This is a genomic window from Vreelandella sp. F11, assembly GCF_042466685.1.
In the GTDB taxonomy this organism is placed as follows: Bacteria; Pseudomonadota; Gammaproteobacteria; order Pseudomonadales; family Halomonadaceae; genus Vreelandella.
In genome coordinates this window covers 435,531-448,525 of record NZ_CP170448.1, presented here as the reverse complement: position 1 = coordinate 448,525, position 12,995 = coordinate 435,531, and the positions used below count along the sequence as shown (strand labels likewise).

The window sequence follows — 12,995 nt, the reverse complement described above, 5'->3', positions numbered from 1 at the left end:
ATGACATCGATATCGAATAAAAACATCGCTCCAAGACGGCGCGTGCAGCATTCGCTCCTGCGCATGATCACATTCCCCTTTGCGACGCTACGCGGGCGCTTGGTTATGGGGGCTGTGGTGCTGTGGAGTTTGCTTTGCCTAATCGTGCTCATGTTTGGCTGGCAGGCGGGCAAGTTCCTGGTGAATGAGACCAACCACCAGCATCTGCGCTACGAGGCAGAGCTCATTAGCCACTCAATCACACGTCAGGTGAATGAGCGTTTCAAAGAGCTTGAGCGTTTGGCAGAGAGAATGTCGTTTCCCAGGCAAGGAGCTCTTCTTGATCAGCACGCGTACACGATGGAACCTCTCTTTGAAGCGCTGCTGGTATTTGATTTAAGTAGCGATGTCGTTGATGAGTGGCCTGCTGAAGGAGGCCGCAGCGGTAACAATTTTGCTGATCGTGAATATACCCGGTTTATGCATGCGTTCAAAGCGCCTTACGTCAGCGCTCCCCTGGTTGGACGCATTACTAACACGCCGTTGGTACTGATGCTGGTCCCCCTCCACGACGACGCGGGTCGCTACACAGGCTTTTTAGGTGGATTGGTCGATCTTAGGAAAAGCCAACTGTTCAACAACTTTGATAAGCTCCGCTTAGGCGATCGCGGCTATGTCACGATCACAACGGCAACCGGTCAGCGTATTTACGCTCCCAATCAACAAGAAGCCATTGTGACGCTACCTGACACCATTTCGCCCGTCTTGGAGCAAGCGTTGGATGGCTGGGAAGGCGAGAGTTTAGGTCAGTCTATCGCTGGCGAACCTCAACTGGTCGCCTATCGACAAATTTGGCCTGCGAACTGGATCGTTGGCGTGCATTTGCCGCAAGCACAAGCCGAAGCCCCCCTTGTTGTGGGCATGAAGCAAATTACTGTCTACGTCTGGGGCATCCTAGCACTGATTTTACCCTTGGTGTGGGGAGTGATTTGGTTGGCTTTACGCCCCTTGGCGCATCTTGCTCGACAGATTCAAGAGCTTCAAGACGGGCGCCGCTCTGTATTGAATATCCCCACCACGATGAAAGAGCTGCGCCGCGTTATTGATGTGATCAACATGACTGAAGCTGCACGCCAAGCAAGCTTGCATGACTTAGCGGAGCGGGAAGCCTTGCTGAGGGGAACGTTATCCGCTTCGCCTCAAGGCACGTTTGTGACGAACCCTCGCGGTCAACTGACCTTTATCAACGACGCTCTGAACGCGATTTTGGGTGATGAGGCACTTCGCAGCCTTCAAGATTGGAGCGATCAAATTCATCACGATGACCGCCCTGAGGTCAGAACCGCTTGGTTACGCAGTCTCGTTAAACAAACGGATTTTAAACGTCAGTTCCGCTTCTTTAGTGCCGATGGAGAGATGTACTGGTTAGATGTGCAAACAGCGGCTGTGCATGTCGATGATCAGTTTATCGGCACCGTGGGTACGGTACGCGATATCACCCAGCACCACCACGACTATGCTCAAAAGCTCTGGGAAGCGGAGCATGATCCTCTCACCCGTTTACTGAATCGTCGCGGGCTAACGAGGCATCTTGAAGAGTTGCTGATGCAATGGCAGTCAAAAGACAAACCTACCGCCGTCCTGCTGTTTGATTTAGATCGCTTCAAGCCCGTTAACGATCAAGGAGGCCATGCGCTAGGCGATCAGATGCTTCAACAGATTGCGCATATCGTACAGAGCGGGATTCGCAGCAGTGATTATGCCGCTCGCCAAGGTGGAGATGAATTTGCTGTCTTACTGCCAGGCTGTACGCCAGCGCGGGCGCTCACCATCGCCGAATCTCTGCGTGCCAGTATTGCCGCTAGCTTTATCGAAGCAGAGGGTCGTCAATGGCAAGTCACCGCCAGTATTGGGGTCAGTCATTTCCACCAAGAGGATACAACGATCGACGATGTACTCAATCGAGCTGACGCTGAGAGCTATCGCGCAAAGCAACGTGGACGTAACAAGGTCGAGGGTGATGTCGATGTCTAGCAGACAATTACAATCTCTATTTCCAAGCCGATAAAGCAGGCAATTGAGCAAACAAGAAAGTCGTTTCACCGCTTATAGGCCGGGCCACAGGTTGCTCATTTAAGCGCCGTGCGGCCCCGACATCACCCTCAGATTGAGTAGCGCTACACTTTAGCGTCCGAAACTATGCGTCAGGAGATTGGACATGAAGAAGCGTTTCAGCGAAGAACAGATCATTGGTTTTTTGGGCGAAGCAGAAGCAGGGCTGCCCATCAAGGAGCTATGCCGTCGGCACGGTTTCTCAGAAGCCAGTTACTATCTATGGCGCAGCAAGTTTGGCGGCATGGGCGTACCCGATGCCAAACGACTCAAAGAACTCGAAGCCGAAAATGGACGCTTGAAAAAGCTGCTCGCCGAGTCGCTACTGGAAATGGAGGTCACTCGCGAGGCGCTGAGAAAAAGTGGTGAGTGCCCCGACACGCCGAGACGTGGTGCGCTTTATGGTGTCACGTGGCCTGAGTGAGCGCCGAGCGCTCCGTATCATCCGTATGAGTGCCAGTGCATTGCGCTATCAATCGGCACCTGACCGCAATGAGGCATTGCGTGAACGCATTGTGGCCTTGGCCGATCGGCATCGTCGTTATGGCGCGGGCATAATCTACCTGAAGCTGCGTCAAGCCGGGGAACAGGTCAATCATAAGCGCGTCAAGCGCCTCTATGCGGCGGCTCGGTTGCAGGTAAAACGACGAAAGCGCAAGAAGGTTCCTACATCTGAGCGATAGCCACTGGCTCGCCCTGGCGCCACCAATCAGGTCTGACCAATGGATTTTGTTTTTGACCGTACCTCAGACGTGCCAGTGATAAAGAACCTCACTGTTGTCGACGACGCTACCCATGAAGCCGTGGCTATCGTGCCTGAACGTGCCATTGGCGGCCTGTCGTTAACACGGATTCTGGATCACCTGGCTTTACAACGTGGCCTACCTAGCGCCATTCGTACGGATAATGGAAAAAATTTTGTGGCCGCGCCGTGCTGTTGTGGGCGCATCTACCTGGCGTTGCCCTGTTTTTAATCAAGCCTGGAAAACCCAATCAAAACGCCTATATCGAATCGTTCAATGGGCGCTTTCGAGATGAATGTCTGAATGAGCATCGGACGAAAATCGTCTGACTGACCTCCAGACTGAATTTTGTCTATCTGAAACCCCGCTTCTCTCTTGGCATCCAGAGGGAAGTCGCGCAGCCTATCTTTAGAGTCTCCGACGAATGCAACAGGTTTCTTGCGCGCCACGCTGACTCCTCAATTTTCATAACCATTATATCAATACCGATATAATAGACTCATCAATTAAATAGCTCAAGCTTGATGTCGAAAACTACGGGGTGCCAATGCTCCATTAGGTTCCGTTTATCCATGAATCACGTCTATCGTTAGCCTTGGTCTTACCCAGCAACAGTGGCGACATCAGACCGCCCGACGAGGGAAAGCCGCGAGTTGTTTCATGCCACACAAGGACTTCGACAGCTGTGGCTGTAAGGGTTACGCCTACCATAAAGCCGACGTCATGCTCCTCGACCTTTCTCCCAAAGCCAACTGTTAACTTACACTAACGGAAACATCGCAAATAGAAGCCGAAGCAAAACTCAGCATCGGCTGATGGCCACTGTCGACCAGTTCAATCGAGAGTTAGGACAAGGGACAATACAGCTAGGGTTGCCACGTGCAGGCGATGCCTGGGCATTACGTTCTGAACACCGGACTCCGAGCTACACCACTCGATGGGAAGAACTGCCGCATGTACGCTAATCACGCGTACGGAAGCTATAGTTGCTAAATTAGGAAATAGCATTAAAAACTGTGTTTATTTAACCTTTTGAGCACATGTAGTAGCTGATAAATTATTTTTGCGTATATATAGTAAAAAATAAGAAGGAGGCGGTAGTACATCTCACTGCACAATATCAATTTTCCTTAGCATAGAGCCTAAACCTTTCGATCCTAAAGTATTGAGGAACAACATGCCCAAAGAACAAAAGAAAACGCATTTTCAGTATCCTGAAAACCTCATCATAAAAGTAGTTTCTTTAGAAGACGCTATAAAACTTCAATATATCAACGGCATCGAATGCACCCCAGAAAATCTAGCAAATACTGAAATAAAAGATTTCACTTACCACTTACAAAGTATTTTAACCAAATACATCGAAGATCTATCACCTGACATCGAAGACCGCATTGAAAATAAATTTTTCATAGAAACAGAAGGCGAGCATAAAAACAAATATATTGGCATGCTGTTTTTAGAAAACCAACCCCATCAAGAAGCGCTCACACATAAGCTTGCCCTCTTAGCTTACAAAATAACGTACTCCGTTATCACGCAAAAAGATATTTTAAGCGTCACCTATACCGATCAACAATCATCAGACGACAAAGCATTTATTACAGAACACTCTGAAAAATTCATTAACAAAAAAAATGCACGATCTATTAAGCATCCGTTTACCGTATCACCTGAAATAGATAACAAAACACAACCAAAAGTGGAACTCCTAGTTAGCGGTCAGTATTGTGCACCAACGTTTTTAACACATAAACCGACGCCAATGGAAGGGTATGCTGTACCAGCAGGATATGATGAATACGACAACACAATTTCTCTTTACAGCATCGATTCAACTAATAAAATATCAAGCAAACCTTTCACGCTAATCTGCAACCATGCTGATCATATAATGACATTAGCCTGTGCAAAAGTTAATAACGACATTCTATACTATACCGGCGATCGTTTTGAAAACCCCAAAGGCCCCAACAAACAAAAGACATATGTGTTGTCTACTCTTTCTATTGCGAGCGATGACAATCCGTACGAAACCTTTCAGCTGCAATCTAGCTAACGCCAAACTACCTTTTATTCATATACAAATAAGTGGCAGTCACTATGTAAGCGACTGCCAACTCATACCGATTTCTAACAATATCGCGTTCATTTTTACCTAGTAGCAGCCCGGCATACTGCTGATACTTCATCTCTCTACCGCCCTTTACGACTTCAAACATATCTAGCTGAACACCCGTATCACTTATCTCTTTCAACCCATACGAGTGCAGCATTCGCTTTACGTCATCGCTGCAGTTTTTTCCAACAATGACGTAGTTGGATGAAGACACTTTAAATGCTTTGACAGTAAGAGCGATAACTGCCACGTGCCTCGTTTCACTCATCAGTAGATGCCGGTGCCGTCCAACCTGACAAGCTAACTCACTGAGCTCTAGTGCCCCATTAATCGTTAAGGTTTCGCCATCAATTTTTTTAGCATGCTCGAGCAGGCGATCCCATGCAGCGTCGCTGATACTGCGCAGCAGTCCTAAGGGGTATTCTTGCGATGTTATCCATTGGTCTTTTCCCCGAATTTTGAAGCGCATATTGCTTTCAGCTTCCTGAATAACACCTTCAAGGATAGCAGCATGTACCGGGGACAATCCCAATGCCTCACTCGATCGTCGCACATTCTGCCGTAGCGCGCCTAATCGCAACGCTTTCATCAATAAATGCGGTGTTGGGTCGTTAAATAAAGGAAGTCCTTGAGGTAGCACAGCAGCCGGCGTGTAACGTTTAAAATCCTGCGGCTTGATTGCTTCTTTGAGAATGCTGCCATTTGTCCCTTTAACAGGTGTCAGCGCATCCGCCCATTCTAGAATTAAATGATTATAGTTCAGCAGCCCAGTCGATGGCTGGCGGTGCCCCATTAAGCGCGCCAGCCCCATCATCACGCGACGCGAACAGTAATGTTGCTGCCCCATCACCATCTGACGAATGTTAGCGCTATCTATATGCTGAGTTATTTTGGTGGCGACAGGTGTGTTTAGCTGCAGCAGAGAGGCTGCCGTTATGTTGTAAAACGCATGACGGGCGTGATGGAGCGATAGTGTTGGGCTGCCACTCACGTGACGCAACGCATCTATCTCAGCAGCGCTGATGGCTGTTGCACTGAGCGCTACTTCGACTTTCCCATTGCGTATCTCGCCTAGCAGCGGAAGGGATGCCTCACCACCCAATAGCGCATCATGACGATTAAGCACAGCGTTAAGCGTACGTTGCTCTGTCGCATCGAGAGGAAACAAAAGCGGCACAGCACGTCGAGAGGCCTCACTTTTTAATGTTCGATAACGATTGTTCCTAATCAATACCCAGCAGTAGCCATGAGATTCACACCAATCTCGCCTGAGCAACCCTCTCGCTTCATCCAGCCGCAAACCAAAGCGATACGCGCATAGCAATACAAACTGAAGTAAACACGCAATATCGGGGTCTCGTTGCGATGCTTCTATCCGCTTCAGTGTCTCAAGGTATTCTCGTTCTGAGAGCATTTCAGCACGCACGTGTCGTCCTTGCTCTGCAACGGGTAGCTCATCCCAATCCGGTTCTTCAACGCCGAGAGAGGCGGCTACGCGGTGAAAAGAGCGTAGACGATGGCTAAAATAGCTCATATCGCTCAACTGAGTTTCTTGATAATCGATCAGACCTGCATAAAAGGCGGTGATTTCTTCACTACCGAGAGCAATCAGGTCGACACCGTAAGCAAGCTCCTCAAAAAGCTTACGCAACGCGCCCCAGTAGCGATGGATACTACTGCTTTCGAACGGCTTAAAGCGCCTGCCCGCTCGCCCCTTACCACTCCGGATAACCGCTGCGATCCAGATGACCAACAGCATGATGGCACTACTTACCTTACCGTTTCGCTGTGTTACTAGTTGCTCCAGCGATTTTGCCGTTATTTTAGCCTGCGGCTTGGTGTAGCCATCCAAGATTTGCTTCACCTCTTTAAAAAGAAGTACCGCCTGTTGCTGCAGCTCATGTTTATCGCCATTAGCTCGTAATAGCGCTGGCAACGCTGTCGAGAGCTCCAAATCCTCAGTGTTGACTGCTGAAGGTGGGAACATCAGCGATTTGCCGTGCACCATACGAATGTGCGCTTGCATAGGGAGGCTGGTGGCCACTATCCGCCCTGCTAACGCGCCAGCCACTACGCCCGGTAATCTCAGAAGATTGGCTTGATCGACAATAGCGGCCGCCTGCCCAAGTATCTGCTGGATCGTTATACACTCTTGACTCTCACAGCACTGGATCAACGCCTCAGGCAAAGGCGGCGCTTGTTTTGGGATCGTCCAAGGATCATCGAGCGCTTTGGTAGATGTTAGGCGTTGGCCGTGAGTTAGTAGTGATGCCACATGATATGACACTGTGTGCCGCTGTATGGGAGCTTGCCAGCTGGTGCTATCTAACTGTTCGCTATACTCCAAGTAATAGGTTTTACGGTGATATATCAGCCGAAAGTTGTCCCCTTGGCACACATCCTTCAGCAGGCGCATATAACAAATACGTTTTTCAATACACAAAAGTAACGCGCCGAGCGCTAATGCCTGGCGTTTAGAACAGTGGGTTCGGGTAGCATATGGACGCATAGTCGATGCCCAATGCGTCAATTGAGTCATTAATGCAGCGTAAGCCGGCGCGTGCTCATGAATCAGCGTTTTTTCCGGCAACATCGGAATGTAACGGCGCTGAAACGCATGGCGATGCGGTGACTCATGCCGCTCTAGCAAGCGTGTCAGCACACTAAACCGTAAGGCTGCAGAGGGGTAAGGCGTTTTTCCCTGCTGAAGCAACATTTGCCGCCCCAGTTGATTGATCTCATCAGCGGACAGCGTGGCCATATCACGCCCTTTTAAAAACAACTCAATATCGTTAAGCGCTGCTCTGATAGCGTTTCGTGTTGCCAAGCGACGATTTTTTTCGCGTAGACGCTGCCCAAATGCCCGGGAAGATGTCGCTGAATCACGCAAGCTGCTCACGGCAGCTATTGGTAAGGAGGCAGGTGGTGCTAGCAAATCAAACGATAGTCGCTCAAAGAGTTCGTTGACCTCTTTGCGATAGGCTGTCCAATCGTCCATCCAGCAGCGGGCCGAGGTGTCGCCATAGGTGGCGACACTTTTTTCCGCATGCCCCAGCCAACCATCCACAACTTCGTTATCGACGCCTAATAAGGGTAATTGCTGTGCTAGTCGGTGACGGAAAAGATTGGGGGGTAGTGGCCAGTCGAATAAGGTGGCACCTGGTAGATCAGTCGCTGACATAGAGTGCCAATTGAGCGACTCATCAAGTAAAAAGAACAGGGGCTGTTCAGCCTTCGCAGGCAATTCTAATAGCGTGTTAATTCGTGAGGATATTGCAGGATGGGTGCTCAACAAATGCTTGGCGAGACGTTGGAGGTACGAGAGGTAAGCCTCGACAAACTTAATCGCCTTATCGGCCAAAGGCACCATACGACCATTCCGCACACCGCTGCCTTCCGCTTTATCATTAATAAACATAGCAGGGAGGTCGTGATTAAAAAACCGTGGGCTTTCAAAAGGGTCTTTAAGGTACCGACTCCCCGTTGCCGCATAGAGGGCCATGACACAGTAGCTGGTCCACTGATTATGTAGACGCACCAGATCATTGCCTTCTAATGTTTCTTTGAGCTGCTGAGTCGCTTCGTTAATCGCCCTATTGAGCTGGGCTTCAAGCGGTACCAACAAGCTGCCTTGATTCGTCGATTGTAACGTTTCGGCACCCTGGAATTGATAAGGTAATGCAAGCCCTTGCTCAATCGCCTCGATATCCCAGCTGGCATAGCTACATGCACCAGGTAACGCGCTATTGGGGTGAGCGGTTAGCATCCTCGCGAAATGGTGATTGCCTGAGGCATCAAAAACAGATTGGCCCCATACCTCGGAAAGCTTTCCGCTGGTAACGCGTGGGCACGCTATGCGCATGCGTTCATTAAACCACACCTCAATTTTTTGGGCTGGCGATACGCTTTGCCACAACTCTGCCAGTGAGGCTTGGGTGGACAATGGTTGACTACTGATTACAAGCGTCTCTCTTACTTCGGGGATTAGTCCAACACACTGCTTTTCTTGAACAGCTGCCACGTAAGGTTGCGCGGCGATATCGGGTTTCCATGCATTACGTCGACGCGGCGACAAGCGAACCATCTGCTTGAGGTTTGATGCTAAAGACCACTCCCCTTGGGCCTCGTCTCCAATGCCCATTGAAAGCACTTGGCTAAGAGACCGCGAAAAACGTATCGCGAGCCACACTAACGCTCCGCCCAATCGCTCTCGTTGATCAGTATGCTTGAGCTGCTGGGCAAGCCACTGCTCAATCAGCAAACGCTCAGGAGGTAAAAGCTTGGAATAGCTCCACGGTAGGTAATGGGACGTTTCCGCTTGTTGTTGATAAAAGCTACGCCCTGTCAGTTCTTGTTGAGCCTGAGTATCTGTTGCATCAACCGGCAGTAAATAAATCGCCTCATCAGCCTCTTCATCTAACAACCCCGCCGGGTTAGGACATACTTCTATGAACTGTTCAGATGACTCATCAAGGCTTATTAACGGTGTCGGCTCAGAAATGGGTGCAGATAACTCAGCATGCACAAAAGGCTGCGGAGGGAAATCGCGCTGAGTGGTGAAAGCTTTTGTATCACCACTGGCAATCTCGATGATGGCATTGATGAATGCGGTGCCACTTTTACCAAATGTATGGCTTTGCTTGTACTGCTCAGCAGCCAAAGACAACGCGTCAGTAAAACGTTCAAATGTCCAAGTATCAGGTGTCAGGTAACGTCGGGCACGGCGCAAGACATCATCAACGAGTTGCCACTGCGCTTGATAGCGGTCTGCAATCAAAAAGCGCGCTGCGGTACTGATATTTCGATCCGCTAAGCAATGCTCTGTCACTACCCGATTCGCCGCCTGCGCGATCAACCACAAGCGTAGCGCACGCCTTAACACGTATTCAGATGATTGCTCCGCCCCAGGCAGCGGGTAAGTAATTAACGTTATAAGAAACGTTTGCTCTTTAAGGCTGCCTTTATATGTATTTTTCGTTTTTGTAGCGTCTCCTGCATGAGGAAATGCAGGATACTGAAGGTTGATCAAGGGATCTTGACGAATGGCTTTCGCCAGATCATCTAGCGAGGCAAGGGTGGGATTTTGCCGCCATCGAGCCAGAATGTCTTTTGATTCAGGATGGTGAAATTCATTAACCAGGTTACCAATCGCGACGACCTGGTGATCCAATCCAAGCGTCCAAAAGGCCAGTTCCAGAGCATCACTGAGATCATGCTGGGCAGCCCATTGGCATATATCGCGATAGGGGTGGCCAAAGCGCGCTATTTGCTTACCAGTGCTTATATCGTCTCTTTTGACCGCGAACGTATGCTCTACCATTACGACTTATTCATTCTTATATAGACAGTTACTATATATCTAAAAAACATATAAATAATAGTGATAGCTACCAATATCTATTGATACCAAGCACGAGTAGCCAAAGTAGTCGCGCACCAGAGCTGCCACCCTGACATTTTTGATTATTCGTATGACTAAAGACGGTGTGGCCACCAGCCAAACAAATTCTGCCTTGCTAAACTTCGTGAACAGATGTTGCATGCCCAGGCAACATTTAACGTTATATGCACGGCAGACCAGAGATTACCTGAGTGGCGTGGTTCACAAGTGGTGGCAAAACATTTTTAGGGTATCAACTAGCGGTGCACCCAAATAGCTTTGGCCACTTTGAGGGATACAGTTGCTTAACTCTAAGTAGGTATCGTGGGCAAAAGGCAACTATCACTGCTCACTGGTAATTGACGAGTTTGATGTCACAACCTTCCATAGTGCACATGGGCCCAACAGGCGTTTCAGCACCCAAGCGCTAGGCAGCCTCAGAAGGTAGTCATCGGAATAGCCTATCCCATGCGATGCCTATTTTGGGATAGGGTTTACCACCCATGAATCAGCAGGGGCCCAGTTTCCGATAGAGAAGTTATCTTGCACGCTGAAGTGGCGCGATAACGATTTCCCAAAGCATTTCTGCTGCCCCTTCCTGAGATAGCTTCTGATGTTGACGCCCCTGGAAAGCCATTCCCATGCTCGTTAGGTAAAGGGCTTGGTCGTCTGCTTGCACCGAAAGAGCCTCGTTAAAGGAGTTACTGCTGAAAGAGTCACCACCCTGACTGTAATAGATCCCTGCTCCCATTTGCCCTCCAACATACACTGTCGCCGTCGCGACGCTCTCACCATCTTTGTAGATGGTCGCAAAAAACCGATTAGCATCAATTCGACGAAATACACCTTCGTAGCCTGGGTTCCGTGCTTGGAGCTCATTCAGAGAGTTTTCGAAAAAGCGCGCAATGTATTCAAAAGTGTCGATTTGGAACCGGTCTTTGTCCAGCTGAGTAAAGGTCTTAGCGACTCGAAGGTTACTCGAACGCGGGCCGGCAACTACAGTCTGCTGGGTATGCATCAAAGCCCCAACATCCACGCGTTCGGCGCTTGATTGAGTGCTTCGCCACCTTTCAGCCGCTTTGCGAACCTCCTTCGCGACCTGTAACAATGCTTCGTCCCTATCCGGCCAGAGAGTGACCGGCTTTCCATCCTGGGGGGTGCCAAGCAGCTTTCCAAATGGGGCGTGGTGCCAATCGCATGCTCGCAAAATCACTGGAATGACGATTGCCTCCTTAGCGTTGTGGCGCTCCATGGCACGCGCCATCTCTATGTTGTAGCAATAGTCGGAAGCAATGAAATCAGGACTCACTAACAGCAAAATTATCTCATCGCTGTTGATATGTTCATCAATGGCTGCGTCGATCTCCTGACCAGCATCAATTCTTCGATCGTGCCAGCTGTCGATAACACCTTGACGCTTGAGCATCGCTAGCTGCTTTTCTAGCTGATCTCTCAGCACCTCGTCAGCGTGACAGTATGAGAAAAAAACGTTTGGCAAAATGAGTACTCCAAGCCTATAAGACCTGACTGATCTTACGACTTTTTCAGCTCTTAAAGAAAAATTATATTTAGCATTTCGGCAAGAGGTTATCCGTCCTATCTATGGCATGCACACAATACGGCGCAAAGCAGCCAGTGATAATAAACGACCTATTTGCACTGTGAGACCCGGTTAGCGTTCATGATGGGAGCATTTGCGTTGATGCAGCAAGTGACGCATAGCACATACAATATGGTTATACCGCTCTACTTTTAAGTTGAAATTTTGTTCGAATCAGGCATATCCGAGCAGAGTGTTTATTTCATCTTTTCAATTGCTGGCTGATGTCCAATAGGATGTCCTTCTACTGCGCTCGCGTTCCTTCTGCCGGAAGCGCTTCACATAGTCGGTGGATGCCATCTCGTCCACCTTTAGCTCCAGTGCGCAGTTAATCAAGGAGGCCATGGTATTGTCCGTGATCTTCAAGTCACTGGGCAGCCGCCCAAACACCTGAGCACTGCTTTCCTCGATGGCAGCGAGGAAGGCCCTGAGAAAATCACCTTTTGACGATCTAGAGCTCTCCGTGGCCGCCTTGGTTAGCGGATCAGTATTCAATATCTGCGTCGCTAGCATCCTGGGCTAGTTCGTCCATGAAGTCGCTTAGTGATGGCCAATATTTTAGGTCATATTGATAGTGTAAGCGGCTAAGCTTATCCCCAATCTCCATTCCAAACAAAGGGTTGTGTTCAGAGGCTTCTTCGATTACTTCGCAGACATGATAATGGGTATTGCTGGCGAAGCCGGAATGATTATGGAGCACGCTGCGCTCATCCAGCAGCGTCGAGAGCTCCATAGCCTTGTCCGCAATCTGCCGATTGACCTCAATGAGACGATATCGACTAGCACGGGCGGCCTTCATGTCTTCCGGTTTCCAAAATGCGGCTGTACTCAAAAGCTTGGCGAGAAATTCCTGCAGTGCATGAGGGTGATGGCCGAGCTTACGGTGCAGTTCCAGATGGGCGCTTTCCAGCTCGTGGCCTCTGTTCAACAGTCTATCAATCACTCTGTTCTCACTCGGCAAACAGTGATGCTCCAAATTGTATTGTTTACTCTTTCGCAGAATGTCTTCGCAAACGGCTAGGGGAGAGGCTGGCGGCTTGAGGTGGGTCATGTGCTTATCTC

The 12,995-nt window shown here is 49.4% G+C and carries 7 protein-coding genes and 1 pseudogene; 4 read left to right on the top strand and 4 right to left on the bottom strand.

The window, feature by feature from the left end; translation table 11 throughout:
- Together ACFIOZ_RS02090 and ACFIOZ_RS02085 are read left to right on the top strand one after the other, a co-directional pair.
- On the top strand, positions 1-2,013 hold the full coding sequence (locus ACFIOZ_RS02090; protein ID WP_386081917.1) for a diguanylate cyclase: 2,013 nt from the start codon (positions 1-3) through the stop codon (positions 2,011-2,013).
- Positions 2,014-2,197: 184 nt separating this feature from the next.
- Positions 2,198-3,163: pseudogene (locus tag ACFIOZ_RS02085) on the top strand (IS3 family transposase).
- On the opposite strand, the gene ACFIOZ_RS02080 reads toward ACFIOZ_RS02085, so the two are convergent.
- Positions 3,062-3,283 carry a hypothetical protein gene (locus ACFIOZ_RS02080; protein WP_386084165.1) on the bottom strand — a complete coding sequence of 74 codons (222 nt, stop codon included), beginning with the start codon at positions 3,281-3,283 and terminating at the stop codon, positions 3,062-3,064. The pseudogene ACFIOZ_RS02085 and the gene ACFIOZ_RS02080 sit on opposite strands and share 102 nt — an antisense overlap.
- 366 nt (positions 3,284-3,649) lie before the next feature.
- Here ACFIOZ_RS02080 and ACFIOZ_RS02075 point away from each other — a divergent pair, with 366 nt between their 5' ends.
- Positions 3,650-3,799, top strand: a complete 150-nt coding sequence (locus ACFIOZ_RS02075) for a DUF4113 domain-containing protein (RefSeq protein ID WP_082116821.1) — start codon at positions 3,650-3,652, stop codon at positions 3,797-3,799.
- A 212-nt stretch (positions 3,800-4,011) separates the two neighbouring features.
- Complete coding sequence (locus ACFIOZ_RS02070) at positions 4,012-4,893, top strand: hypothetical protein (protein ID WP_386081915.1); 882 nt, start codon at positions 4,012-4,014, stop codon at positions 4,891-4,893.
- A gap of 7 nt (positions 4,894-4,900) precedes the next feature.
- Here the strand turns inward: ACFIOZ_RS02070 and ACFIOZ_RS02065 are convergent, their stop codons facing one another.
- The 3 genes from ACFIOZ_RS02065 to ACFIOZ_RS02055 form a co-directional block, all read right to left on the bottom strand.
- On the bottom strand, positions 4,901-10,273 hold the full coding sequence (locus ACFIOZ_RS02065) for a hypothetical protein (RefSeq protein ID WP_386081913.1): 5,373 nt from the start codon (positions 10,271-10,273) through the stop codon (positions 4,901-4,903).
- A 598-nt stretch (positions 10,274-10,871) separates the two neighbouring features.
- The gene (locus tag ACFIOZ_RS02060; protein ID WP_386081911.1) at positions 10,872-11,831 is read right to left on the bottom strand and encodes a toll/interleukin-1 receptor domain-containing protein; all 960 of its coding nucleotides are present in this window, start codon (positions 11,829-11,831) and stop codon (positions 10,872-10,874) included.
- A gap of 586 nt (positions 11,832-12,417) precedes the next feature.
- Positions 12,418-12,984 (bottom strand): hypothetical protein, encoded by a 567-nt coding sequence (locus ACFIOZ_RS02055; protein ID WP_386081909.1) that lies wholly within the window; start codon positions 12,982-12,984, stop codon positions 12,418-12,420.
- Between the last annotated feature and the right edge of the window lie 11 nt (positions 12,985-12,995).